Below are 26859 nucleotides of genomic sequence, written 5' to 3'. Positions count from 1 at the left end.
GGGCCGCGCGTGCGGCCCGGCCGCGGGGATCACCACTGGATGCCGGCACCGACGGCCACACCGGCCTCGCCACGGCTGTTGGTGGAGCCGCTGAACTTGTAGATCCAGCGACCACCTTCAGAGACACCGGAGATACCGATCGCCACGCCGGACTCGCCGTTGTAGCTGCCAGCGGCGACCGAGGCCATGCTGCGGCCCGCTTCGCTGGGCTGCGGCAGCGCTGCGGTGGCCATCGCCGACGCGATACCGGCCGAGGCGCGGTTGTCGGTCTTGCGCAGGTCGCGCTCGAAGCCGCCCATGCGCTCGTCGGTGTACGCCTTCGACCAATCCAGGGTCTGCGCCATGCCCGACTTCAGCTGGTCCACGTTGACCGCGTCGGTACCGGCGGTGCCGGCGGCGACGTTGCGCACCGTGGTCGGGCCGCTGCTGGTGCTGCCCAGGGTGACGCTGTTGTAGTTGGTCGCACCGTTCACCGTGGTGTCGTAGCGGATCGTGCCCTGCTGCGAGGCCTGCAGCTGGCGTACGTTGACCGCATCGGTGGCCTGCGAGCCGTCGGCCACGTTGACCACCTGGCGTTCGGCACCAGCGGCACCCACGGAGACGGTGTTGGCCCGGTTCGCCACCGAACCCGCACCCAGCGCCACCGAGTTGTCGGCCTGCGCCTGCGAACCATTGCCCAGCGCGGTCGAGTTGGCGCCGGCTGCGGTTGAGCCTGCACCACCGGCGGCCGAGTTGGCACCGCTGGCGGACGGGTCGGCCAGGTTGTTGGTGTTGTTGGCGCGGAAGCTGCCGGCCACGTTGGTGATGTTCTGGATCTTCTGGTCGGTGTACTTCTTCGATTCGTCGATGGCGTAGTTCACGCCGTTCTTCAGCTGGCCGACATTGGTTGCGTCGTACGTATCGGAACCGTCGGCGACATGGGTGATCTTGCGCTCACTGCCAGTACTGCCGACCGAGACCTCACCGGCCGAGTTGCTGGCACCGGTCTGGCCGTAGGCACCGGTGTAGCCGCTCTGCGCACCGACGCTGGCCACCGAACCTGCACCCAGTGCCACGCTGTTGCCGGCACTGGCGCTGGCGCCGTTGCCGACCGCCACGCTGTTGGCACCGGCCGCACTGGCCTGCGGGCCGACCGCCACCGCCTCCGCCCCGGCCGCCGTTGCGGCCGCTGCCGTCGAGTTCACCGCCAGGTAGGCACTGCCACCGCCGCCGTTGGTGATGCGCTGGTTGAGGACCTTCAGCGAGCCGTCCACCGCAGTGAAGGCGGCGGTGACATTGTTGTAGTCGCCGCTGGTGAAAGTGCCATCGGTGGCGATGCTGGAGATGCTGAACTTCGGCGCGGTCCACACGTTGGTGGTGCCGTTGTAGGCGGTGGTGCCACCGAAGTAGTTGGCGATGGTGCTGTGGGTGCTGAACAGCTGGTCGCCGGTGATGGCATCGCTGCTGCCGGCCAGGATGCTGCCGGCGGCGACGTTGGTGATCTTCACCGCGCCGGTGCCGGTGCCCGTCAGCGTCACGCTGTTGAGCACGTTGCCGCTGGCGTCGACGTCGTACTTCACGGCCAGCTTGTCGATCTCGCCGGTCTGGTCGGCAACGTTGGCCAGCGAATTGCTGACCGCGTCGAAGGCGGTACCGACGTCGTTGTAGTTGCCCTTGGTAATCGTGCCGTTGGCGGCCACGTTGTTGATCGAATAGGTCGGTGCGGTCAGCACGCCGCTGGCGTTGACCGCCGCGCCACCTCCGAGGTGGGTGGCAACGGCCTGGTTGGCCGCAAACAGCTGGGCACCGTTGATGGCCTCGCTGCTGGTGGCGCTGACCTGGCCCGGGCCCAGGTTGCGCAGCGTGGTGGCGGTGCCGCTCTGGCCCAGCGTGGCACTGGCGTAGTTGACGCTGCCGTCGCCGTTGAGGTCATAGCGCAGGGCGCCCTGCTCCGACGCCTGCAGCTGGCCCAGGTTGACCGCATCGGTCGCGGCGGTACCGGCGGCGATGTTGGTGACCTGGCGTTCGGCACCGGCCGCACCGATGGACACGCTGTTGGCACGGTCGGCCAGGCTGCCGGCACCCACCGCGATACTGTTGGCGGCGGTGGCGCGGGCGTTGGTACCGACCGCGATCGAGTCGGCGCCAGTGGCCAGCGCCTCGGTACCGGTCGAGTTCACCCGCAGGTACTTGGTGCCACCGTTGCGGATATCGGTGATCTGCGTGTTGAGATTGACCAGCGAGCCGTCGACCGCGGCGAAAGCATCGGTGGCGTTCTCATACAGGCCCTTGGCGATGGCGCCGCCGGTGGAGATGGTGCTGATCTCGAACAGCGGTGCAGTGAACGCGCCGCTGGCCGGATCGAAGGCCGCGCGGCCGCCGAAGAAGCTGGCGATGGCAGCATTGGTCGCCGCCAGCTGGCCGCCATTGACCGCTTCCAGACTGCCGGCAGTGACTGCGCCGCCGGCCAGGTTGCCGATGGTGGTGGTGCCGGTGCCCGCGCCAAGCGTGACACGACGGTAGTTCGGATTGCCGCCAGCATCCAGGTCGTAGGTGACGGCGGCATCGGCCACGCCGTTGATCAGGCTGATCGCGCCCTTCAGCTGGGCTACGTTGACCGCATCGGTGTTGACGCTACCGGCAGCCACGTTGGTGATCTGGCGCTCGCCACCACCGGCGGTGCCCACCGACACTTCGCCCGCCGAAACCTGCGGAGCAGTCAGGCCGTAAGCACTGTAGCTGGCCTGCGCGCCGCGCAGTGCGGCCGAGCGGTAGCCCAGTGCGACCGAGTTGGCCTGGTTGGAGGTGGCTTCAGCACCGAGCAGGGTCTGCCCGTTTGCGGTACCGACGGCACTGTCGCCGACGATCACCGAATGGCCCATGCGCGCAGCGTAGTCCGCGGTCGGTACACCGGTCGGGTTGCTCGGGTCGTTGACCCCATCACCCGGGAAGGCGACGTTGGCATCGACCTTCGGCAATTCGTGCCGTGCATTGGCACCGATCACCACTTCCTTCGAACCGTTGGCGAAGGCGCCATCGCCCATCAGCACCTGGTAGTCCTGCGCGGCGTTCACGGCCCAGCACGAGATGTCAGCCAGGGCGACGTCCAGGCACTTGGCGGCCCACGCCGGCGAGTCCTTCGGCAGCAGCAGGCCCAGCAGGCCACCCGGATTGCCATTGTTGATGTTGTAGATGTAGCTGTCGGAGGTGACGCCACCGATCAGGGTCAGGTGCGAGCTGCCACCGGTAGCGGCACCGCCCAGCCCGTTGAGGGTGCTGCCGACGGGTGACAGGTTGACCACCGGCAGGCCAAGCACATTGACCGTCGAGTAGGTCTGCATCACGTTGGCATTGCTGAGCTTGAGGTTGCCGTTACTCAGGTAGCCGTCGCCACCGAACAGGCTGGTGGTGGTCGGGCCGATCAGCTGCCCGACATTGCCGACCAGGCCGCCGGTGCCGATGATCAGGCCCGCGTTCGGATCGGCCGGAGCCGGCGCCTTCGGGCTGGTGGGCGGGATCGCCGAGGGCTTGGTCAGGCCGAGGCCGCCGAGCGTGCCGCCGACCAGGCCGCCGACCGCGCTGCCCAGATTGCCGAGGGTGCCATTGAGGTTGCCGTTGAGCAGGTTGCCCACGGCACTGCCGACGTTGCCGAGCGTGTTGCCCAGCAGGCCACCCAGGCCAGTGCCGGAGCCGGTGGCGCCATTGAGCAGACCGCCGACGGAACCGACGGTGTTGTTGAGCGTGCCGCCGACCGCAGTGCCGACGCTGCCAACCGTGCCGCCGACTGCGCCACCCACGCTGCCGACGGTGCCATTGAGGGCGCCGCCGACCGCACCACCGACGCTGCCTACGGCGCCGTTCAGTGCGCCGCCTACGGCGCCCACGGTGTTGTTGAGCGTGCCGCCCACGGCACCGCCGACGCTGCCGACCGTACCATTCAGGGCGCCGCCGACCGCACCACCGACGGTGCCCACGGCTCCGTTCAGTGCGCCGCCTACGGCGCCCACGGTGTTGTTGAGCGTGCCGCCTACGGCGCCGCCCACGCTGCCAACCGTGCCATTCAGGGCACCACCGACCGCACCACCGACGCTGCCTACGGCGCCGTTCAGTGCGCCGCCCACGGCGCCTACAGTGTTGTTGAGCGTGCCGCCCACGGCACCGCCGACGCTGCCTACGGTGCCATTCAGCGCGCCACCCACGGCGCCTACAGTGTTGTTGAGCGTGCCGCCTACGGCGCCGCCCACGCTGCCGACCGTGCCATTGAGGGCGCCGCCGACCGCACCACCGACGGTGCCTACGGTGCCGTTCAGTGCGCCGCCAACGGCGCCCACGGTGTTGTTGAGCGCGCCGCCCACGGCACTGCCGACGCTGCCGACCGTGCCATTGAGGGCTCCGCCGACCGCACCACCGACGCTGCCTACGGTGCCATTCAGTGCGCCACCCACGGCGCCTACAGTGTTGTTGAGCGTGCCGCCTACGGCGCCGCCCACGCTGCCGACCGTGCCATTGAGGGCACCACCGACCGCGCTGCCGACCGTACCGACGGTGCCGTTGAGCGCACCACCGACTGCATTGCCTGCGGCGCCGACCGCACTACCCACCAGCCCACCGACACCCAGTGCGCTGTTCTGCGCCGCAACCGTTGCCTGGCCGGCCAGTTTCAGATTGCGATCGGCAACCACTTCCTGGCCATTCGGCGCCTGCACGCGCACCTTGCCGGCAGCACCAGCATCAAATGCTGCGGTGATCGCGCGATCGTGGGTTTCTCCCGGCAGTTCCTCCTTGGCGGGCAGCGTGATCGCCGCCGTCGCCTTTACCTGGCCCTGGGCGTCGATCTGGTGGCCTGCCACCTTCAGCTTCGAATCCAGCGCCCCATCCACAGAAGCCTTCAGACCCCGCAGTGCGCCCGCCGGCGCGCCGCTGATGCCGGCGGCCGCCTTTGCACCGGTATCGATTGATGCCACCTGCCCGCCGCCAAGACCGATGTTGGCATTCGCTCGGACATCAGCGGCAAGCCTTGGCACGGCGACCTGCTTCGGCGCTGTGTTCGCGGCCAGCTTGACCTGCACGGAGGCCGGCAGCACGTCACGCACCACCGGCAGCGACGCGGTGCTCAACTGCAGGCCGACGCGCGCATCCGCGCTGATCGCCGGGCTGCTCTGGGCCTGGCTTGCGGCAGCCGCGAGGGCTACCTCGGCATCGACCTTGACTGGCATCGGCTGGGTGTACTTGGCTGCAAGAGCCTGCAGATCACGCAGCGACTGATTGGATTCGGATGCTCCCGCGTGGCCACTGGCCAGCACGCACAGCAGTGCCAGGGCGAGCGTGGTGGGCATCAGCAGGAAGGCGCGCGGATCCCGCGCGGCGCTGCCGCCGCTGTCGCCGGTGGCCAGTTCCGAGGCCACAACCAGAGCATTGAGCTGGCGGTTCCATACACGCCGGTAGATGCGATTCATGAGCACTTCCCCCGTAGGCGAACAACTTGAATGTCAGTGGACTTGCCGTTAGGCAGGTGACTGACATTTCAGCGTTTGCAACGGTGGCTGCGCACTTCATTCCGGCACGGCAATCGTGCATTCCGGCAAATCCACGGCCGGAATCGGCAGCGGGCTATGCAGAAGCGGCAACGATATCGGCAAGCACATGGGCAATTCCGGCAGAAACCACCCCGAAACCCTTGCGGCGCTTGATTCAGGCCGGCTGGCCGATCTGCGCGGGAGCGCGCATCAGCGTATCGCGCGGCAGCTCGCCGAAAACCTTGCGGTAGTTGTCGGCAAAGCGGGAGAGGTCCCATAGGCCACAGCTGAGGGCGATCGCCTTCACCGAACGGCGGCTGGAATCGGCCATGGACAGGCTGCGGCAGGCAGCGCACAGGCGCAGCATCGACAGATAACGGTTGGGCGAAGTTCCGAACAGGTCCTCAAAGGCATAGCGCAGGCCGCGTTCGCTGACACCCGCCGCGTCGCATATCTCGTTCATGTAGATATTGCGGCGCAGGTTGAGCCGCATGAAGTTCTCCGCCCGCTGCGCGATCAGATAATGCGTGCGCCGGGCGCGGCTGCAACCGGGCCGATCGGCGGCGCCTGCGCCGAGCAGGGCCTGCACGTGCTCGTGCAGCAATCGTTCGGTTTCCTGCGGCTGCAGGCCAGCGCCCTGGCCGAGCTGAAGATGCAGCTGCTGATAATGATGGGCGAGTGGTGCCGAATCGTTCGCCAGATTGAACAGAGAAAGTGCCTGGCCCGCGGGCGGTGTGCTGCGCAGGCTCAGTTCGGTCAACTTGCGTTGCACCCGTGCGACCGGCACCAGCATCAGGGTCATGTGCGTACCGGGGCTGAGCGTAAACTCGCTGATGCCTTCGGGCATCACCGTCAGCGCCATCCCCGGTGCAAGCGGCACCCCGTGGCACCAGCTCAGTGTTTCATCGGTGGCGTGCAGATACCCCAGCATCGCCCAGTCGGGTGGCAGCATGAAGCGGCCACGACAGTGGAAACCGCAACTGATGCTGCAGAACAGGGCTTCCTCATGCACGCGCGAAGCGAAGGCCGCCCGCGGCCCGTTGCCATCGAGCAGCAGCAGTTCGACATCGCACACGCGAAGTACGCCGCCCAGCGTCGCCAGATCGATCGATCGCAGGCCGCTGTCGTCGCTGTCTTCTACCCCACCATCGACCATGACAGTGTCGTCCCCCCGTTGATCCGCAACTCGCTGCGGCCCCCACTGCCTGACAGGGCCACACCATTCCTCCAGGAACCTTCGCCATTGCCGGGATTGCCTCGGCCGGTGCCGCGCGACCAACCCGGTTGAAAGCAGCAACGTGAGAGCGAGTATGCCCGATAATCATCGAAGGTAAACCCGAACTCCGCATTGACGAAAATAGATACAGAGATGAAGAAAATGTCGTCGCCAGTGGCACGATATTCGCATGCATCATTTGCGCCATCACAATATCTGCACGTCGATGAATCGTTTTGCCAGCGAACGGATACGCGTCACAGAAACAACCTGAAAGTTTAAGGGCTGCCGCGTTTCTGCCGAATTTGCATATAGGTTCCAGTTGCAGCCAACCGCCATTCAGGCAAAGTCGACGACACGGTGATCCGGTCGCTTCAAAAACGACCACACCTGGGGGAGCGTATGACCACGACCGTATCGCAGAACAGTTCGACCGCCGGCGCATCGCCGCGTGGTTGCGACGTTGCGGCCGGCATTTCCCCCGGGGCAGATCACCAGGAATGAGCACGGCGGGTCATTCCCGTCATGCCACCCCGCCAGGATGTGCGGGGCCCACGGACGATCCCGGCGGAGCCGGGCCACCGCCCAACAGGTGTCCTGCATCTGCAGACAACAAGTAGAGGGAGACAAGGCCATGAACGCATCCATCCGCAAGTTCCTGAAGGAAGAAGATGGCGTCACCGCGCTCGAGTACGGGCTGCTGGCCGCCGTCATCGCCGGCATCCTGATCGCGGTCGGCAACAAGGAGATCAAGGGGTTCTTCGAGACGCTGTTCAAGAACCTCTCCGACCTTGCCACCAAGGCCTCCGGGTCGGCACCTGCGACCAGCGGTGGCGGCTGAGCCTGCGCGCATCGCACATCCCTGCAGCGGTGCTGGGATGTGCCGGTGGCAACTGCAGGCTGTCCAATGACGGACGACGGAGTGTGTGATGACGTTGCTGGGACTATTGGCCATCGGCGTGTGCCTGCGGATCGCGATCAGCGATCTGTATGCCCGCCGGGTGCCCAATGCCTGGCTGTTGTCTGCGTCCATCATTGCCATCGCATTGATCATCGCGGGGCAGTTCAGCACGCCGCGCCAGCCGTGGCCTGCCCACGCGGCGGGCGCGGCGCTCGGCCTGGTCGCCCTGCTGCCGTTCTATGCCATCCGCTGGATGGGCGCCGGTGACGTCAAGTTCTTCGCGGTACTGGGGCTGATGCTGGGCTGGAAAGCCCTGCTGCCGATCTGGATGGTGGCCAGTCTCGCGGCCGGCCTGCACGCGGCAGTGATCATTGTTGGCCGCCGCCTGGGCGTGATGCTGCCCACGGGCCTTCAGATGCAGGTCAACCGCGCCAGCAGCCAATGGCAATCGCACCCCGCCCTGCGCGACATGCAGGCCGCGCGCCAGGGACGACATGGCATTCCCTACGCAGCCTACCTGGCCATCACCGGCATCGGCTGGGTCCTGGCAAGCGTCTATGGAGGTGTGGCATGAACATCCGCGATCCACGGCGTCAACGCGGTGCAGCCAGCATCGAATTTGCCCTGATGCTCATGCTGGGCCTGCTGCCACTGCTGATGTTCACGTTCTCCGGCGTGATGATCATGGCCGCGCAACAGACATTGGCGACGGCCTCGGCCGAGGGCGCTCGCGCTTCGTTGCGCTATGGCAGCGCCAATGAACGGCGTACCGCAGCCTGCGTAGCAGCCCGCAGTTCGATGCAGTGGCTGTTGAAATTCTCTGGACAGGGTGTCGACTGCAGCAATGGCGGCAGCAACGCAATCGTTGTCTCCGCGCAGGCACCCTGCGCCGGCCTGGCCACTGCCCAGTGCATGACGGTGACCGTCAGCTACGACTACGCCAGCCATCCCTTCCTGCCGGGCACCGCCACGCTTTACAAGTGGGTGATGCAGGCCCCCATCCGTAGTGTCGCGGTCGCCCAGCTCGACCTCGGCAGCGGCAACTGACCATCGGCACAGGAGACGGTTCCATGCTCAAGTTGACCCGCATCGCTGCCGTCGCCCTGATCGGGCTGGCCGTGCTGCTGGCGGTGATCGCCTTGATGATCGGGCGCAAGCAGGCCGCGCCGGCCACGGTTGCCCCGGTTGCGCAGAGCGAAGCCCAGGCGATCACCGTGGTAGAGGCGGTGGCACGACTGCCGGCCGGTGAACCGATCTCTGCCAATGGAGTGCGCCTTGCGCAGCGGACCACGGCGGTAGCCGGTGCTGCCACCAGCATCTCGGCCGTGGTCGGCAAGGTGCCGGTGCAGGACATCGCCGAGGGCACCGCCATCAGCAGCGGCGCCCTGGCACAGGGATTCTCGCTGCAGCTGCGCCCCGGCGAACGCGCGCTGGCCGTCCCGGTGGACGAACTGGTCGGCGCCGGAAACCGCATCCTGCCGGGTGATTTCGTCGATGTCTTCCTCAACCTGCGCAATGCCCAGCCCAACGCCAGCGGTCCGGCAGAGGCCGCGCAGACCCGCCTGCTGCTGTCGCGGCTGCGCGTGCTCAGCTACGGTCAACAGGACATCGCTCCGGTCACCGGCGATGCCGTCGCCGGCAACGAAGGCGATACCCGCAACGATCCCCGCGCCGCCGACATCACCGGCAATGGCAGCAATCATGGCTCGGGCAACGAGGCCACCCAGCCGGCACGCAGTGCGGTGCTGGCAGTGCCGGTGGCCGATGCCAACCGGCTGCTGCTGGGTGCGCAGCAGGGAAAGCTGTTCCTTGCCCTGCGCAACCCGGCCGATACGGGGCAACCCGACCTTGCACTGTTCCCACAGGCGCGTGGCGTGATCGATCCCGTGCGTGGCCTCGATGCCGAACAGCAGCTCGCACTGCAGCGGCCGGAGAACCACGCCTTCGCCGGCATCGATGGTGATGCCCTGGCCGGCCGCGGCAACAGCGCAGCCCGCAGCAACCCGCAGCCCCCGGTGCATGCGCCGGCGGCTCGACGCAGCGCACCGCGTGCGTCGGGCATCGAGATCATCCGTGGCGACAGCTCCGCCCCCCGCGGTTCCCTTTGACCTGCATCGAGCGCATCCATGACCGAACGCCGCCGCCCACGCCCCTCCCCCCGCCAGTGCTGGCTGGCCCTGCTGCTGGTGCTGCTGGCTCCGGCAACAAGCGTGGCCGCAGACGATCTCGTGTTGCAGGCGCGTGAGCAGCGCCCGTGGACGCTTCCGGCCGACCTGGAACGGGTCGCCATCGCCGACCCAGGCGTCGCCGATATCGTGATGCTGCGTGGGCAGCGGCAGGCCCTGCTGGTCGGGAAAGCGCCGGGTACGACGACCCTCCTGCTGTGGCACCGCAAGCAGGCCGAGCCGCAACGCCTGCAGGTGCGGGTGCAGAGTGCCGTGCAGGGCGCGGCAGACGCAGGCTCCAACGGGCTGGTGTTCACCCAGCAGGACAACCAGGGCCTGCTGCAGGGAAGCACCGATAGCCTGCTCTCGCACATGCAGGAACAGAAGACCGCGGCCATGGCGCTGGGCAAGGACGGGCTGCTTGCCGACGCGTCGACGGTCAGCAGCGGCGGCGTGGTGCAGGTCGAGGTCAAGGTGGTCGAATTCAACAAGACCGCGTTGAAGCAGATCGGCATCAGCTTCCAGAACCGCAATGGCAGCTTCGCCTACGGCTTCGCCCGCCCGGGCGGCCAGTTGCCGGGCAACACCGGCATCCTGCCGGGCATGAAGGAAGGCAACTCCGGCAATGAGGCCGAGTCGCCCATCTCTTCGGCGTTCCGGCTGGTGTTCGGCTCGACCAAGGGCCTGTGGAACGCCGATGTCGACCTGTTGCAGAGCAACGGCATGGCGCGCGTGCTGGCCGAACCTACCCTGGTCGCACTATCCGGCCAGAGCGCCAGCTTCCTGGCTGGCGGCGAACTGCCGATCCTGGAACCGCAGGGCCTGGGCACCACCACCATCACCTATAAACCGTTCGGTATCGGCCTGACGGTGACACCAACGGTGCTGGCCCCCAACCGCATCGCGCTGAAGGTCGCACCGGAAGCCAGTGATCTGGACTACAGCAACGCCATTGCCCTCAATGGCGTGCAGATTCCCTCGATCACCACGCGCCGTGCCGACACCACGGTCGAACTGGGCGATGGCGAGAGCTTCGTGATCGGCGGCCTGGTCAGCTCCAATGTCGTCTCCAACGTCGGCAAGATCCCGCTGCTGGGCGACCTGCCGATCATTGGCTCGTTCTTCCGCAACTTCGACTACAAGCGCCAGGACAAGGAGCTGGTGATCATCGTCACGCCGCGGCTGGTGCAGCCGCTGGCGCGCAACACCGAGCTGCCGTTGCCTGGCGAACGCGAGGCCAAGCCGCACATGCCCGAATGGGGCGCCTGGCTGCTGGGTCCCATCAGCCAGGACCCGGTGCCCGGCTTCTCACGCTGATTCCATGATGCCTGCGATACCACGCCCATGCCCTACGCCACTGCCCAGCCGCTGCATCCGCAAGGACCGCCGATGAATCTGGTCCTGTACGGAATGGATCGCGAACTGCTGCCCCGGCTGGCGGCCAAACTGCCGCCGACCACTACCCTGCACTGGCAGGACAGCAGCGCGCCGACCTCCGCTCTGGACCTGCAACGCGGGCCGCAGAGCCTTGTGCTGCTGGATTTCCGCCCTGAACATGCCGCCGCCTCCAGCGTGCTGGCGCAGCAACTGCAACAGACCGAACCGGATCTTGCATTGGTTGCCGTCGGTGCCACCAGTACCGGCCAGGTGGAAGGCATCGTCATTGCATTGCGGGCGGGCCTGCGCGACGTGCTGGACCTGGACAGCGACAACGTCGGCATCGAGGCCGCGCTGCGCCGCGCCCTGTCGCCACGACCGGCTGCCGCCGCGCAGCACGCGCACAAGGCGCGCCTGATCGTACTGCTGGGCGTGCGCGCCGGAGTGGGCACCAGTACGCTGGCCGCGCATCTTTCGGTGCTGGCACAGCAGACCCGTGCGCTGGCGCAAGGCGAGGCGCTGCAGCAGGACGGCCTGCTGATGGAGCTGGCCCAGCCTTCGGGTGACCTCGCGCTGTACCTCAACCTGGACAGCCGCTTCCATTACGAAGACGCGCTGCGCAACGCCAGCCGCATCGACGCCACCCTCGCCCGCACTGCGATGGCTCGCCATGACACCGGCCTGGTGCTGCTGGACCGCGCCAGCGGCAGCGATGCGGTGCCGCCATCCGATCCGGCTGCGCTGCTGCAGCGCCTGCGCCACGTATTCGCCAGCGTGCTGTGCGATGCCGGTGGCTGCCCGCTGCGGCAGCTACCGCCGCTGTTGCTGGACCAGGCCGACGAGATCTGGCTGGTCACGGACGCTTCGATCGCCACGCTGGTATCGCTCGACCAGGCCTTGAAGCACCTGGCCGGCCAGCGCGAACGGGAGAAGCGCCTGCAGCTGGTGATCAACCGCCACGACGACAGCAGCGGCATGAGTCCCGACCAGATCGCACGCCGATTCGAAGTGCCACTGCTGGCCACGCTGCCCGAACGCCCGCGCGTGCGCCTGGCGGCCAGCCAGGGACATCTGCTGCTGCAGGACGCACCGCGCGACCCCTACCTGCGTGCCCTCGCCCCGCTTGTGTCGCGCCTGGATCCGGCTGCCTGCCCGGTCCAGGCCCATGGCCTGCGGGAAAGACTCTCCCTTGCCCTGGGTGGATCGCAATGGAAGACAAGGTAACCCCGTTCCCGCATGCCGCCACCCGCCCGGTGCTGCCCGACAGCGCCCCGGCCCACCTGCCGTTCGCGCAGACCGAGCAGTACCAGAAGGTGCTGTCGGCCGCCCATGAGCACCTGCTCAACAGCATCGAGGACGAGCGCATCGACATCGATTCCTGGGCCCCTGACACCATCGCCCGCTGGGTGCAGGTGCAGACGGTGGGCTTCATCCAGGAATGGCGCATCCCGATCAACGAGGAGGAGATGCAGGTGGTGGCCGAAGGCCTGGTCAAGGAGCTGACCGGCTTCGGCCCGCTCGACGACCTGCTGCACGACCCGACGATCGAGGACATCCTGATCAACGGGTTCAAGGATGTGCATGTCTCGCAGGGAGGACAGCTCAAGCGCGCCACCCAGCGTTTCACCGACGACACCCACCTGCTGCGCATCCTTCGCCGCATCCTCGCGCCGCTGGGCCGCCGACTGGACGACTCCAACCCGATGGTCGATGCGCGCCTGCCCAACGGCGGCCGCCTCAACGCGATCATCTCGCCGCTGGCAGTGGATGGGCCGATGGTCTCCATCCGCAAGTTCCGCAAGGATCCGTTCACCCCCGACGAGCTGCTGGCCAAGGGCACCTTCGATGCGCCGATGCAGGCGCTGCTGAAGGCCATGGTGCTGGGCCGCTGCAACATCCTGGTGTCCGGCGGCACCAGTTCCGGCAAGACTTCACTGCTGAACGCACTGGCCAGCTACGTGCCGCCGAACGAACGCGTGATCACCGTCGAGGACACCGCCGAACTGTCACTCAACCACCCGCACGTGGTCCGCCTGGAAAGCCGCATCGGTGGCGCCGAAGGCCATGGCGCGGTGAGCATCCGCGACCTGGTCCGCAACAGCCTGCGCATGCGCCCGGACCGTATCGTGGTCGGCGAGGTGCGCGGCGCCGAAGTACTGGAAATGCTGCAGGCGATGAACACCGGCCATGACGGCTCGATGGCGACCATCCATGCCAACTCTCCGCGCGACTGCCTGTACCGCATCGAGATGCTGGCCGGCTTCGCCGGGTTCCAGGGCAGCGAGGACAGCCTGCGCCGGCAGATCGCCAGCGCCATCGACTTCATCGTGCAGATCTCGCGGCTGGGCAGCGGCCGGCGCGTGCTGGTCTCGATCACGGAAATCACCGGTGTCAGTGACAACCTGATCACGACCCAGGAAATGTTCCGTCACGAACTGCAGATCGATGGCAACGGCAAGGAAATCGATCGCTGGATCGGACTGGGCTTCCACCCGCATTCGCACAAGCTGGAGCCGTTCCGGCAGCAGTTGCGCGAATCGTTGTACGGAGACTTCTGAGCATGGGCACGGGCCTGATGCTGGGTGTACTGAGCATCATCTCGGTGCTGCTGGCGCTTGCGGTATGGCTGTGGGGCACCGCCAGCAACCGGGAGCAACGCCAGGCTTCGCTGCAGCACGCCGAGCAGCAGCTGGCTCGCGGAGGCGCCAGTGGCGGAGCCCCGGCCGGGGCATCCGTAGCCGCCGCCAACGACCCGGCGCGACCGGCAAGTGCCGGGCGCCGGGTGTTGCCGCTGGACGGCCTGCTGCAACGTGCGGGCCTGCAGACGGGTTGGAAGCTGCCCATCATGGTGCTGGTGCCGGGACTGGTGCTTTCGGTCGTGGCCATGCTCAGGCTCGGTACGGCGTGGATGTTCCCCCTGACCCTGCTGCTGTACCTGCTGGCCTGCTGGCTGTGGGTCATGCGCCGCACCACGAAACTGCGTGCACAGCTGCTGCACCAGCTGCCCGACTTCCTCGACAACCTGGTGCGGCTGACCGCGCTCGGCAACAGCCTGCAGGCTGCCTTCCAGGTGGCATCGATGCAGACCAGCGCGCCGCTGCGCGGACTGCTGGACACCACCGTGCGCTACGCGCGCAGCGGCATGGACCTGGACCGTGCCCTGAGCCTGGCGGCACAGCCCTACCGGATGGATGTGCTCAAGGTGCTGTCCGTCGTGATCGGTGTCAGCGTACGCATCGGCGGACGCTCCGATCAGATCCTGCAGCGCATGGGCGATTTCATGCGCGACCTGGAGCAGGCCCAGCAGGAGCTGGCCGCGACCACGTCGGAAACGCGCATGTCAGCCTGGGTGCTCGGCCTGCTGCCACCGGCCAGCGCGGTGCTGATGGCCATATCGAGCCCCGAATTCTTCCAGCCGGTGCTGCACGATCCGCTGGGTCACAAGATCCTGTTGATCGCGCTGGGGCTGGAGCTGTTTGGCGCGTTCCTGCTCTACCGCCTGGCCAAGTCGCTATGACCACCCGGATCCGCCACGGAGGTGCCCGATGAGTGCCAGCACCTGGTTTGCCCTGTCGCTGCTGGTTCTGGCCGCCGGTGTTGCCCTGCTGGGCATCGCCGGATGGGTACGCAGCCATCGCGAACAGCGCACTTCGGCAACCTTGAAGACCGCACTGCAACCGCGGGAGGAGGCGCGCGACACGGAGGCCGCGCGCCGTGATTCGCTGGGTTGGCTGGAACGCTTCGGGCGCGCGCTCAGTGGCGGCCGCCTGGAATCTGCATTGCTGGCCAATGAAGACCGGCTGCTGCTGGACCTGGCGGGCTGGAACACACGTCGTGGCACCGCCATCTATCTTGGCCTGCGCCTGCTGCTGGGCGTGCTGGTGCTGGTGCTGGCCCTGGCGTTCAGCAGCGCCCAGGGGCTGGCCAGGATGATGGTTGTGATCGGTGCGCTCGCGGCAGGCCTGCTGCTGCCGAAGTTCATCCTCTCTTCGTGGGTGAAGCGGCGCCGGCGCGCCGTCGACAACGAGCTGCCCCTGCTGATCGACCTGCTGCGCCTGCTGCAGGGCGTGGGCTTCAGCATGGACCAGAGCCTGCAGACGCTGGGCGACAAGCTGCGCGACGCGTTGCCGGTGCTTGGCGGCGAGTTGCAGGAGGCCAACGTCGCGTACACCCATGGCCGCACGCGCGCGCAGTCCCTGCGCCGGCTGAGCGAGGTCTACGCGGATGATGACCTGACCAGCCTGATGCAGTTGATCCTGCAGGTGCACGCGCATGGCGGCGCAGTGCAGGAACCACTGCGGCAGTTCAGCATCCGGTTGCGCGAACAGCGCCGCAACGCCCTGAAGGAAAAGGTTGGCAAGCTCTCGGTGAAGATGACCGTGGTGATGATGCTGACCCTGCTGCCAGCGCTGATGCTGGTTCTTGCCGGACCGGCGCTGGTCGCGCTGGCCACCACCATGTCCAAGATGGGATCGCCCTGATGCCTGCCCTGCGCACCTCCTGCCTGTTGCTCGCCCTTGCCGCCGTCGCCAGTGGTTGTGCGTCGACCACGCCGAAGTACCTGCGCGCGCCCAGCCTGGCCGCGCCCGAACCGGCGCCGCAGGACAGCCGCAATGCCTACCTGGAACTGATCGGGCGCATGCAGCAGCAGGGTGCCTGGTATGCCTCGCTGGCCCACGTCGATGCCTTCCGCCAGCGCTATGGCGACCCGCCGGCGTTGCGCCTGCTGCAGGCCGACGCCCTGCGCGAGACCGGCCAGGCCGACGCTGCCATCGCCCTGTACCGCGAGCTCTCCAGTGGCCCGCAGGCCGCTGCAGCCGCACACGGCCTGGGCCTGATCGCCGCGCGCCGTGACGACGATGGCGGCAGCGAGGAGGCACTGGCCCGGGCCACGCAGCTGCAGCCATTGAACACCGATTACCTGGGCGACCTCGGCTATACACGTCTGCGTGCAGGTCAGTTCGAACAGGCGCGTGAACCGTTGGCCAAGGCGCTGGAGCTGTCTCCAGGCAATCCCAAGGCCACCGCCAACCTCGCCCTGTGGGCGGTGCTGCGTGGCGACACCACCACGGCAGAGCGCCTCGCCGGACAGGCCAATCTCAACGAGGACACCCGCCGCAGCATCCAGCAACAGGCCGCGCAGATCCGTGCCCGCCTGCAGCAGCGCCAGGCCGCCGCGGCAGCTGCCGCAGTCGTGCCGGCCCCTGCGCGTGCTACCGCCAGCGATGCCGGCAGCAACCGGCCCGGCGCCACGCGACTGGCGGCGGAACCACGCCGCGACAGCCGCGATGAGCGCGATCCGCAGCGCCTGCCGCCCTCGATGCTGGAACGCTTCAGCACCTCCGATCAGCCGAACGGAAACACTCCATGAGCGCCATGCCCCTGACCCGACACCTGTTGCCTGCACTGGCCTGCCTGCTGTTGACCGGCGGCGCGCAGGCGCAGCAGCAACCCCTGACCGGGCAGATGCTTGGCGGCAGCACGCCCGCTGCGCCGGCTTCGCAGCCGCTGCAGTCCGAGTCACTGGCCACCGTGGACCTGGCGACCCCGCCGGCACCGGTGCCGCAGGCGGCGCCTGCAGCAGTCGCCACCACCGACGGCAACGCTGCAGCCGCGCGACCCGGCCGCAGCCAGATCGGCGACACCACGCGCGACCTGTTCCGCCTGCAGGCATCAGGGCAGCAGGCCGGGCAACGCCTGCCGATCCTCGGCGACCAGGCTACGTTGAGCTACGCCCGCTACATGAAGAGCTTCGAACACGAGATCCCGGACTTCTTTGAAACCGATGTCGCCAAGTCCAAGGGATCATCCTCATCGGGACGCTGAGGTAGGCCATGAAACGCCCACGCCAGTTCAGTTTCGGCCGCCCACGCGGCGGCATGTCGGTCACCATGATGCTGGTCATGCTGGCGCTGCTCGCCATGCTGGGCCTGGTAGAGATCGGCTATCTGTTCTGGGCCAAGCGTGACGCACAGAAAGTCGCGGACCTCGCTGCACTGGCCGGTGCACAACGGCTGGAGCTGTGCACGTCTGACAACAGCGACAACAGTGCAGCGCGGCAGAGCGCGGTCACCCAGAACAGGTTTGCAGGCACCGTGCAGATCCGCTGCGGCAACTGGAGCGCCACACGCAGCACGTCGAACCGCTTCGTCACCACCGTCGATGCCAGCAACCCGCGCAATGCCGTGCAGGTAGTCGCGCAGCGCAGCGTGCTGCCGTTCTTCGGCCAGAACACCGGCCTGCCCACCGTCAGCGTGGAGGCCGTAGCCCGCCGTTCGGAGCCCACTGCAGTATTCGCGGTCGGTTCGCAGCTGCTGCGCACCAATGGCGACTCGGTACTGTTGTCGACCCTGCGCCTGGTCGGCCTGGATGTGACCAATGCCACCGTGCTGTCCTATGACGGCCTCGCCCAGGCCAACATCACGCCGTCGGGTCTGCTCAAGGCGTTGAACATCCCGGTCAGCGCCAACCTCAGCGTGGCTGACTTCAACCGGCTGCTGTCGGTCAACAAGGTCTCGCTGGCACAGCTGGTCGATGCCACCGCCACCGTGGTCGGCCGCGACAGCACCGTGGGCGTACAGCTGCGTGCACTGTCCGATCTGGTCGCCACCCAGCTGGACATCAACAAGCTCAACATCGTGCTGGGCAGCCAGTCCGGTGGCGGCGGTCTGTTCGCCGAAGTGGTCTCGCCCGATGGCACGGTCGGCAGCGCGCTGGAAACGAAGGTCAACGTGCTCAACCTGATCAGTACCGCCATCTCCATCGCCAACGACGGCAATGGCGTTGCGGTGAAGGGACTGGACCTGCTGGGCATCAACATCCAGGCCGGCGTGGTGGAACCGCCCTCGATCGCCATCGGTGGCGTCGGCACACGCGCGTACAACGCGCAGGTGCGGCTGATGGTGGACGTGGACAGCAACAACCTGTTCGCGGTGGGCCCGTTGCTGAACCTGCTCGGCACGCGCCTGCACCTGCCACTGCATGTCGATGTCGCCAATGCGATGGGCACGCTGACTGGCATCCAATGCGGCGCCAGCCCACAGAAGGCCACCATCCGGGTCGACTCGTCGGTGCTGCGCGCCTGCGTCGGTAATGTCGACCCGGCGCAACGCTTTTCCAGGAGCAATGTCTGCGACGCCACCCTGAAGAACGAGCAGCTGCTGAAACTGCTCGGGCAACCCTTGATCAATGACAGGATCACCCTGCCTGCCCTGACCAGCTCGCAGAACCTGACCCTTGCCGCCGGCGAGACCGCTTCGACCCGGATCAATCCACTTGCAGTGGGCAACGCGGTGTCGGACCTGGTCAATGAACTGCTGCGCGTGTTGTCGGGCATGCTCAGCTCACCCAAGCAGGGCATGAGCGCCAACGACACTGCCAAGGCACTGGCCGACCGCTACCTGCAGGCGGCCTTTCCCACTGGCGGGCGCTACAACGTCGATCAGGTCATTCCGTTGCTGCGCGATGGCGACCCGGCGCGCAACCTTGCCCCGCTGGGCAACTGGACGGTGAAGAATGGCGTCCCCAAGCCCTGCCTGCTGGGCTTGACCACCTGCTGGGAAGACGGTTCGGTGTGGACCGGCTACAGGACCACCGTCACCGGCCAGGGCCTGGGCCTGCTCGATGGCCTGCTCGGCTCGCTGGTCGGTGGCCTGCTGATCAACCGCTGCGACAGCCTGCTCGGCAACCTGATCGACTACAACGGCTGCGTGCGCAACAACCTGGCCTCGTACATCCAGACCGCGCCGGCCGGCTTCCTCGATGGTGCAGGGGGGACAGGTGTCACCAATCCCGATGGCAGCATCAGCTGCAGCGGGCTGCTGTGCACGCTGCTCAAGCCGATCCTGGCCGCCCTGCGGCCGGTGCTCAACAGCGTCGGCACCCTGCTGACCAACCTGCTGGCCAGCGTGCTGGGCCTGGAACTGGGCCGCACCGACGTCAACGTGCAGTCGATCCAGTGCAGCGCGGCGCAGCTGGTCTACTGACCCGTGACGGGCGCCCTTGGCGGCGCCCGCGCCCATGCTAGACTCCCGGCGGGGAACCACCTTCATCTCAACCCACACTCATCCGTGGATGGTCTAGACATGCGAGAAACTTCAGGGGGCGCGGTCTTCGCCCGGCACGCGCGCGGCGCGGCACTGCTGGCCGTGGCCATGATGCTGGTGGCACCTGCGGCGATGGCTGCCCGTGGCGACCGCGAAGCAGCAGAGCCGGCCGCACGCAGCGCGCCGGTGGTGCGCAACACCGTTGACGAGCTCAAGCAGCTGATGGATTCGCGCCAGCTGACCGAGCTGCGCACGACCTACAACGGCAACTATGGCGCCAGCCTGCTGTTCAACGCCAACACCCTGACCTACTACGTCGCCCTGTTCCAGGAGAAGAACTTCTGGCGGGTGATCAAGACCGATGCGGTCGACAACGCCGAGCGCGTCTACCGCACCTTTGCCCAGCAATCGGAACAGCTGGCGCAGGTCTACATCGATACGACCCGCCTGGAAGCCGGCAAGCGCTACACCGAGCGCCTGGTGGCCTACAACGAGGAGCGCCTGCGCACCCTGCAGCAGGAAATGGAACAGCAGCAGGCGCAGTCGGCCCAGGTCAGCGCCGCCCTGCAGCAGGCGCAGCAGCAGGCAGTCAGCCTCAGCACCGACGTGCAGAGCACCAACAGCCAGCTGGATGCCCTGCAGCGCCGCATCCAGATCCTGCAGGCCGAACAGGGCAACCCGGAGCTGAGCCTGCCCAAGCCGGAAGGCGTGCCCTCGCCGGCACCGGCTGCCGCCAGCGACGGGCGCTGAAGGCCAGCGTACAGTAATCCCGCACGACGGCGCCCTTGGGCGCCGTTGTCGTTTCCATCATTACCGGATTCAGCGGCACGCGTCGTACACCGCGTCATCGAGCTGCCGACGCTGTACGAAGTCCAGGCGCTTGACCTTGGCCAGCACCTCCCCGCGGCGCTGTCGTGCGCGCTCACAGGCCCTGGGGTCCGTGCTGATGGGTATCAGCGCGGCCTGCGGCCGCCCCGAGCGCACGGTGCGCGGTCGCGCCGGCACCGCGCTGCCCGCGCCGGCCGGCTTTGGCACCGGTCCGCGTGACAGCGACTGCTCCTCGGGCACCTCCCAGCGCCATTCCGCATGCCCCTGGCAGGGTGTCTGCTGATAGACCGGATGTGGCCCGTCCACGCATTTGTAGACGTTGGTCTGCGCATGAACCGCCGTGACCAGCATCAGGCACAACAGTGGGCTGCATCGCATTCTCGGCATCGCGGGCTCCTCGACCAGCTGCCGCCATCGTCTGTGCGGTGGCCGCTTCATGCCAGAGCGATACGCGTCACAGTCCGGGCAATCCAGCACAGCCGTGCAAGCCGTCCGATGTGCACTGCGATGTACTGCCGAAGGCACCGGCACCGCTGCCAGTGCCTTCCCTCCCTTCCGCCAAGGAACCCGCAATGAGCAATTACGTCACCGTCGCCGATGGCGCCCGCATCTTCTACAAGGATTGGGGCACCGGCCAGCCGGTCGTGTTCGCCCACGGCTGGCCGCTGTCGTCCGATGCCTGGGACCCGCAGATGCTGTTCATGGGCCAGAACGGCTTCCGCGTGATCGCCCACGACCGTCGCAGCCACGGCCGTTCGAGCCAGACCTGGGATGGCAACAACATGGACACCTACGCCGATGACCTGGCCGCGGTGATCGAGGCGCTGGACCTGAAGGACGCGATCCTGGTCGGCCATTCCACCGGCGGCGGCGAAGTGGCCCACTACATCGGCCGCCACGGCAGCACGCGCGTGTCAAAAGTGGTGCTGGTCGGCGCCGTGCCGCCGCTGATGCTGAAAACCGACGCCAATCCGGCCGGTACCCCGCTGGACGTCTTCGACGGCATCCGCAAGGGCACGGGCGGTGACCGCTCGCAGTTCTTCAAGGACCTGACCACACCGTTCTTCGGTGCCAACCGCGATGGCAATACCGTTACCCAGGGCATGCGTGATTCGTTCTGGCTGCAGGGCATGCTCGGCGGCGTCAAGGGCCAGTACGACTGCGTGCACGAATTCTCGGAAGTGGACTACACCGAGGACCTGAAGAAGATCGACGTGCCGGCGCTGGTGGTACACGGCGATGACGACCAGATCGTCCCGTTCGATGCCTCGGCGAAGCTGTCCTCGCAGATCATCAAGGATGCCGAGCTGAAGGTGTACGCCGGTGCACCGCATGGCCTGACCGTCACCCACGCCGACCAGTTCAACGCCGACCTGCTCGCGTTCGCACGCAGCTGATGTACCGCGGCGGCGCCGTAACGGCGCCGCCGCCCCTTCGGTAGTGCCGGCCGCTGGCCGGCAACCCGATCACCATCGTGATCACGCGCAGCCGGCCAGCGGCCGGCTCTACCACCGGCGGGTCAACCGCCTCTGCTTCGGTAGTGCCGGCCGCTGGCCGGCAACCCCATCACCCATCGTGATCACGCGCAGCCGGCCAGCGGCCGGCTCTACCACTGGCGGGTCAAACGCCTCTGCTTCAGTAGTGCCGGCCGCTGGCCGGCAACCCGATCACCATCGTGATCACGCACAGCCGGCCAGCGGCCGGCTCTACCACCGGCGGGTCAAACGCCTCTGCTTCGGTAGTGCCGGCCGCTGGCCGGCAACCCGATCACCATCGTGATCACGCGCAGCCGGCCAGCGGCCGGCTCTACCACCGACGGGTCAACCGCCTCTGCTTCGGTAGTGCCGGCCGCTGGCCGGCAACCCGATCATCCATCGTGATCACGCACAGCCGGCCGGCGGCCTCTGCTTCGGTAGTGCCGGCCGCTGGCCGGCAACCCCATCATCCATCGTGATCACGCACAGCCGGCCAGCGGCCGGCTCTACCACCGGCGGGTCAGATGTCGGTGTGGTGATGCGGCACGGCGGCAGGCAGCGGGTCATGCCCACCCACGAAGTGACGCACCACGGGTGCACGCTCACCGCGATGCAGCTCCCGCAATACTTCCTGGATGGCCTTGTCATCAGCGGTGATGCGTTCGTGCTGGCGCAGGTGCTCCAGCCACGACGGGGTCACGAAATACTCCAGGTGGATGCCTGGACTGGCCACGTCCTCGACCACGCCCCAGACCACCGCGCCATCGCGGCGGCGGATCGTACCCAGCGCGCGCATCTGCGACTGGAACGCGGCACGCTCAGCACCGTCGATGCGGTACTCGATGGTGACCAGCACCGGGCCGCGATCGTTCGACACCGGCACCGACAGCTCGGGTGCGGGCCAGTGCCCGGCCGGACGCAGGTTCAGATCCTCGGTGCCAGCAATCCGCACGCGCCACACCAGCAGTCCGCCGATCACCGCACCTGCGGCAGCCACCAGCAACGCCAGCTCCGGCGAGGTGCGCTGTGCCAACGCGCCCCAGCTCAGGCCACCGGCCGCCATGCCGGCCGAGAACACCATGATGTACAGCGCCAGCGCACGCGCGCGTATCCATGCCGGCACCGCCGTCTGCGCGGCGATCTGCAGCGACGACAGCACGGTGATCCAGGCGAAGCCATTGACCAGCATCACAGCCGGAAGCACGTACCAGCTGCGGGTCAGCGCCAGCCCGACCAGGCTGAGCGCCAGCGACAGCGTGGCCAGCAGCACCAGCAGGTCGCGATCCAGCTGCGCGCGCAGCTTCGGCAGCAGCAAGGCACCACCTACGGCACCGATACCGATGCAGCCCAGCAGCATGCCGTACTGCCCCGCCCCACCCTGCATCTGGCCGCGTACCACCACCGGCAGCAGTGCATTCATCGCCGCAGCAAAGAAGAAGAAGCCCACCGACTTGATCAGCACGGCCTGCAGGCGTCCAGCGCGGCTGGCATAGCGCAGGCCCGCCTTCAGCCCTGCACCAAAGCCTTCCGGTGGCAGGCTGGATTGCTTGGGATCACGCTTCCAGCCCCACACCACGAACAGCATCGCGGCAAAGGTGATGGCATTGAAGCCGAACGCCCACACCGCACCCAGCTGCGCCACGATCACGCCACCAATGGCCGGGCCGATCGAGCGGGCGATGTTGATGCCGATCGAGTTCAGCGCCACCGCCGAGGCCAGCATCGGCTGCGGCACCAGCTCGGACACGATTGCGGCCTGCGCCGGCATTGCCATCGCTGCACCGCAACCCATGCAGAAGGTCAGCAGTACCAGCAGCTGCGGAGTCAGCATGTCCATCGCAGTCAGCGCCGCCATCACGGCCGCGACCAGCAGCATCCAGCCCTGGGTCGCCAACAGGTACCTGCGGCGATCGACGATGTCGGCCAGCGTTCCGGCGGCGAGTGCCAGCAGCACGATCGGCACCGTGGTGGCCGACTGCACCAGCGCCACCATCAACGGCGAACCGGTACGTTCGGCCATGACCCAGGCGGCCGCCACGTCATTGACCCAGGTGCCGATGTTGCTGGCCAGGATCGCCAGCCAGATCGAGCGGAACATCTGGATCTTCAGCGGGGACCAGGCACCTGCGGCCTGTACGGGGGGTTGCGACGCGCTTGCGTTCACCATTGCCATGCTCCAACGATCGAGGCGAACAGCGTGTCCTGGCCACCGGCCTGCTTCAGCGCAGGACCGGCATCGACCCAGGCCAGCTGCAGCTGCCATTGCCAGTGTTCGCTGGCCTGCCAGCGGGTTTCGGATTTGTATTGATTACCGATGCGGCGCGCAGCACCGGCACTGCCTGGCAACGCCACCAACGGCGCCGGCGTGGTATAGACCGCATCGGCGCGACGATGCTTCCAGGCCATCTGTACGCCCAGCTCCGTCGTCACCGTGTCGTGCAGGCGCAGGCTCAGGGTCGGCTGCACGTCCATCAGGTTGGCCGGGGCCAGCAGGCTGGCCTCGCTGAAGTAGGCCGATTTCGGGAACAGTGCATTGAAGGTTCCCAGGCGGCCGTCCCGCGGATTGCCATCGCCGCTGGCGACGTCGGCCTTCAGCCCCAGGCGCGGTTGCAGCGGCACATCGTTCCAGCGCCAACCGGTATCGGTAGCCAGCGTCCAGGCGCGAATGTCGAGGTTGCCGGTCGCGGTGCGCAGTTCACCGCCCTGCGCCACCAGCTCGCTGTTCCAGTCCAGTGCACCGGCCTGGCCGAACCAGCGCGCACCCAAGGTCTGCCGCCGCTCGATGCCGGAACCCGCCGCGAAGCGTGCGCCTTCGCGGCGGTAGTCCAGCAGATACAGATCCCACTGCGCCGCGCCCTGCCCGCGTGCCGTGGTGGCATAGGCACCCCACAGGTGGGCACCGTGCTCCCCGCGATCATCAAAGGCACCCGGCCGGTTCTCCACCGGTCGCAGTGCCATCAGATCAAGCGTGCCGAGGCGGCCCTTCCAGCCCAGGCGCGCACCATCGAAGGCCAGGCGGATGTTCGGCCCATCGCGCACCGACAACAGTCGTGAGCTTCCGTAGCCGGCTTCCTGCCGACCGAGTTGCAGGTGGAAGCCGCCGCGCTGCCAGCGCCAATACGCCTGCTGCACGTCCAACGCGCTGCGGTCGGTGCGGCCGGGTCCGCCAGCCCTGCCATTCTCAGCATGCACGCCCAGCTGCAGCTTTGCCTGCCAGCTGTCCTCCACATAGGTGGCCGAGGCCAGCGCACGCAGCAGGCCATGGCCATCTTCGCTGCCACCAATACCGAACCGGGTCGGGTCGTAGTACAGGCCACGCACGCGCAGTGAGGCATCCCACTGCAATTGGCCGTCACCGGCGTCTGTGCAGTGGCCACCCTCGCAGGCCAGCGCCAGCGATGGCACGGCCAGCAGCGCCAGGCTCAGAACGCGAAGCACGAGCATCCCATCGCGCCCCAGAACGCGGTCAGGTCATTGGTCGGCGCCGCGTGCTGCGCGGCATGCCCGTGCGCACCGTGGGTACTGCAGGCCACGCCGTGATGGCGGCGATGGGTGGTGGCCAACCCGGTGGCCGCACCGCCGACGTGGTAGCCACCGAACCGGTTGACCGGCGACCAGTCCGGCATCGCCGGCGGCAGCTGCGGCGCAAGGCCGGCGTAGTCGCCGTCGGCGTGCACGATGCGGCCGCCGACGACGGTCAGCAGGCTGGTGATGTCGGCAATTTGCGCGTCGTCGACGCGGAAGAAATCGGCCGAGAGCAGGATGAAGTCGGCCAATTGGCCAGCTTTCAGCGTGCCCTTCACCGCCTCGTCGCCGGAGAACCAGGCGCTGCCCTGGGTCCACAGGCGCAGGGCCTGCTCGCGTTCAAGCAGGTTTTCCTCGCCATACAGGGCCAGCCCACCCACGGTGCGCCCGGTCACCAGCCAGGACAACGCCACCCACGGGTTGTAACTGGCCACGCGGGTGGCGTCGGTACCGGCACCGACCGGCACGCCTTCGGCCAGCATGCGCTTGACCGGCGGCGTGTGCCGCGCGGCCTGCACGCCATAGCGCTCGACGAAGGCTTCGCCCTGGTAGGCCATGCGGTGCTGCACGGCAATGCCGCCACCCAGCGCACGGATGCGTTCGATGTTGCGCGGGGTGATGGTCTCGGCGTGGTCGATGAACCAGTGCAGGCCATCGAACGGCACCTCGCGGTTGACCTGTTCGTACACATCCAGGATGCGGGTGATGCTCTCGTCGTAGGTGGCGTGGATGCGGAACGGCCAGCGCTTCTCGACCAGCAGCTTCACCACGTCGTGCAGTTCCGGCTCAAGCTCCGGCGGCAGTTCCGGGCGGGGCTCGTTGAACAGTTCGAAGTCGGCGGCGGAGAACACCAGCATCTCGCCGGCACCGTTGTGGCGCAGCAGGTCATCGCCCTGGCGCGGCTGCAGGATCTCGCTCCAGCCACGGAAGTCATCCACTTCCCTGCCCTTGTTCTGGGTGAACAGGTTGTAGGCAATGCGCACCGTCAGCTGGTCATCGCGGTGCAGCTGCTCGATGACCTGGTAATCCTCGGGATAGTTCTGGAAGCCACCGCCGGCGTCGATCACCGAGGTGATGCCAAGCCGGTTCAGTTCGCGCATGAAGTGGCGTGTCGAGTTCGCCTGGTACTCGATCGGCAGGCGCGGTCCCTTGGCCAGCGTCGCGTACAGGATCAACGCATTCGGCTTGGCCAGCAGCAGCCCGGTCGGGTTGCCCAGCGAGTCACGCACGATCTGCCCGCCCGGCGGATCCGGCGTGTCCTTGGTGTAGCCGCAGGCGCGCAGCGCGGCACGGTTGAGGAGTGCGCGGTCATACAGGTGCAGCAGGAACACCGGTGTATCCGGCGCGATGTCGTTGAGCTCCTGCAGGGTCGGCAAGCGCTTCTCGTTGAACTGCGCGGCAGTGAAGCCACCGACCACGCGTACCCACTGCGGCGCGGGCGTGCGGTCGACCTGGGCCTTCAGCATGTCCAGGGCGTCGCCCAGCGAGCGCAGGCCGTCCCAGCGCAGTTCCAGGTTGTAGTTCAGGCCACCGCGGATCAGGTGGGTGTGGCTGTCGTTGAGGCCGGGCAGCAGGCGCCGGCCCTGAGCGTCGATCAAGGTCGCTTCATTGCCCCAGCCACGCATGATCTCCTCGTCGCTGCCGACGGCAACAATGCGTCCTTCCTGCACGGCCAGCGCCTGCGCATGCGGCTGCTGCGGGTCGAGGGTGGTGATGCGGGCATTGCGGATGACCAGCGTGCTCATGCGACGCTCCTTGGAAGTGGAATCGAGTTCGGCACCGGCACGGCCGGCCAGACCGAGCGCAACAGCGGCGCCGCTGGCCAGCAGCAC

The 26859-nt window shown here is 67.4% G+C and carries 20 protein-coding genes; 14 read left to right on the top strand and 6 right to left on the bottom strand.

From position 1 onward, the window contains the following. Window positions 1-29 precede the first annotated feature (29 nt). Window positions 30-5435 carry an ESPR-type extended signal peptide-containing protein gene (locus AC5P78_RS09400; RefSeq protein WP_495217190.1) on the bottom strand — a complete coding sequence of 1802 codons (5406 nt, stop codon included), beginning with the start codon at window positions 5433-5435 and terminating at the stop codon, window positions 30-32. Window positions 5436-5670: 235 nt separating this feature from the next. Further along, entirely contained in the window at window positions 5671-6651 is a 981-nt protein-coding gene (locus tag AC5P78_RS09395; RefSeq protein ID WP_005409990.1) for an AraC family transcriptional regulator, read from the bottom strand. Window positions 6652-7345: 694 nt separating this feature from the next. Here AC5P78_RS09395 and AC5P78_RS09390 point away from each other — a divergent pair. The 13 genes from AC5P78_RS09390 (at window position 7346) to AC5P78_RS09330 (ending at window position 19949) form a co-directional block, all read left to right on the top strand. Continuing rightward, the gene (locus AC5P78_RS09390; protein ID WP_012480544.1) at window positions 7346-7552 is read left to right on the top strand and encodes a Flp family type IVb pilin; all 207 of its coding nucleotides are present in this window, start codon (window positions 7346-7348) and stop codon (window positions 7550-7552) included. Between the two features lie 88 nt (window positions 7553-7640). Continuing rightward, a complete protein-coding gene (locus AC5P78_RS09385; RefSeq protein ID WP_005409992.1) occupies window positions 7641-8186 on the top strand; it encodes an A24 family peptidase in 546 nt (181 codons plus the stop codon). After that, window positions 8183-8659, top strand: coding sequence for a TadE/TadG family type IV pilus assembly protein (locus tag AC5P78_RS09380; protein ID WP_012480546.1), 477 nt, complete (start codon window positions 8183-8185; stop codon window positions 8657-8659). The genes AC5P78_RS09385 and AC5P78_RS09380 overlap by 4 nt, the downstream gene beginning before the upstream one ends. 23 nt (window positions 8660-8682) lie before the next feature. Continuing rightward, a complete protein-coding gene (cpaB, locus tag AC5P78_RS09375) occupies window positions 8683-9720 on the top strand; it encodes a Flp pilus assembly protein CpaB (protein ID WP_005409994.1) in 1038 nt (345 codons plus the stop codon). Window positions 9721-9738: 18 nt separating this feature from the next. After that, window positions 9739-11094 (top strand): type II and III secretion system protein family protein, encoded by a 1356-nt coding sequence (locus tag AC5P78_RS09370; RefSeq protein WP_005409995.1) that lies wholly within the window; start codon window positions 9739-9741, stop codon window positions 11092-11094. 27 nt (window positions 11095-11121) lie between these two features. Beyond that, window positions 11122-12378: a CpaE/TadZ family protein gene (locus AC5P78_RS09365; protein ID WP_032965901.1), complete on the top strand. Its 1257-nt coding sequence runs from the start codon at window positions 11122-11124 to the stop codon at window positions 12376-12378. Then, window positions 12363-13712: a TadA family conjugal transfer-associated ATPase gene (locus tag AC5P78_RS09360; RefSeq protein ID WP_005413742.1), complete on the top strand. Its 1350-nt coding sequence runs from the start codon at window positions 12363-12365 to the stop codon at window positions 13710-13712. Before AC5P78_RS09365 ends, AC5P78_RS09360 begins: the two co-directional genes overlap by 16 nt. 2 nt (window positions 13713-13714) lie before the next feature. Continuing rightward, on the top strand, window positions 13715-14671 hold the full coding sequence (locus tag AC5P78_RS09355) for a type II secretion system F family protein (RefSeq protein WP_044570423.1): 957 nt from the start codon (window positions 13715-13717) through the stop codon (window positions 14669-14671). Window positions 14672-14699: 28 nt separating this feature from the next. Then, a complete protein-coding gene (locus tag AC5P78_RS09350) occupies window positions 14700-15635 on the top strand; it encodes a type II secretion system F family protein (RefSeq protein ID WP_076740130.1) in 936 nt (311 codons plus the stop codon). Further along, window positions 15635-16525, top strand: coding sequence for a tetratricopeptide repeat protein (locus AC5P78_RS09345; RefSeq protein ID WP_414498465.1), 891 nt, complete (start codon window positions 15635-15637; stop codon window positions 16523-16525). The genes AC5P78_RS09350 and AC5P78_RS09345 overlap by 1 nt, the downstream gene beginning before the upstream one ends. Further along, window positions 16522-16980, top strand: coding sequence for a DUF3613 domain-containing protein (locus tag AC5P78_RS09340; RefSeq protein ID WP_133050441.1), 459 nt, complete (start codon window positions 16522-16524; stop codon window positions 16978-16980). The genes AC5P78_RS09345 and AC5P78_RS09340 overlap by 4 nt, the downstream gene beginning before the upstream one ends. An 8-nt stretch (window positions 16981-16988) precedes the next feature. Further along, the gene (locus tag AC5P78_RS09335) at window positions 16989-19139 is read left to right on the top strand and encodes a TadG family pilus assembly protein (protein ID WP_414498466.1); all 2151 of its coding nucleotides are present in this window, start codon (window positions 16989-16991) and stop codon (window positions 19137-19139) included. Window positions 19140-19238: 99 nt separating this feature from the next. Beyond that, on the top strand, window positions 19239-19949 hold the full coding sequence (locus AC5P78_RS09330) for a DUF2968 domain-containing protein (protein WP_043035226.1): 711 nt from the start codon (window positions 19239-19241) through the stop codon (window positions 19947-19949). A gap of 69 nt (window positions 19950-20018) precedes the next feature. Here the strand turns inward: AC5P78_RS09330 and AC5P78_RS09325 are convergent, their stop codons facing one another. After that, entirely contained in the window at window positions 20019-20414 is a 396-nt protein-coding gene (locus tag AC5P78_RS09325) for a hypothetical protein (protein WP_043035225.1), read from the bottom strand. Window positions 20415-20599: 185 nt separating this feature from the next. On the opposite strand from AC5P78_RS09325, the gene AC5P78_RS09320 reads away from it, so the two are divergent. After that, window positions 20600-21424: an alpha/beta fold hydrolase gene (locus AC5P78_RS09320; protein ID WP_242899188.1), complete on the top strand. Its 825-nt coding sequence runs from the start codon at window positions 20600-20602 to the stop codon at window positions 21422-21424. 598 nt (window positions 21425-22022) lie between these two features. Here the strand turns inward: AC5P78_RS09320 and AC5P78_RS09315 are convergent. The 3 genes from AC5P78_RS09315 to AC5P78_RS09305 are packed head-to-tail and all read right to left on the bottom strand — an operon-like array spanning window position 22023 to window position 26772. After that, on the bottom strand, window positions 22023-23669 hold the full coding sequence (locus AC5P78_RS09315) for an MFS transporter (RefSeq protein WP_062606248.1): 1647 nt from the start codon (window positions 23667-23669) through the stop codon (window positions 22023-22025). Then, window positions 23663-24946 carry an alginate export family protein gene (locus AC5P78_RS09310; RefSeq protein ID WP_043035223.1) on the bottom strand — a complete coding sequence of 428 codons (1284 nt, stop codon included), beginning with the start codon at window positions 24944-24946 and terminating at the stop codon, window positions 23663-23665. Before AC5P78_RS09310 ends, AC5P78_RS09315 begins: the two co-directional genes overlap by 7 nt. Then, complete coding sequence (locus AC5P78_RS09305; RefSeq protein ID WP_171968963.1) at window positions 24925-26772, bottom strand: amidohydrolase; 1848 nt, start codon at window positions 26770-26772, stop codon at window positions 24925-24927. Before AC5P78_RS09305 ends, AC5P78_RS09310 begins: the two co-directional genes overlap by 22 nt. Window positions 26773-26859 lie beyond the last annotated feature (87 nt).

This window comes from Stenotrophomonas sp. YJH_SMC_133 (assembly GCF_059370655.1).
This window is presented reverse-complemented; position numbering and strand designations above follow the sequence as displayed.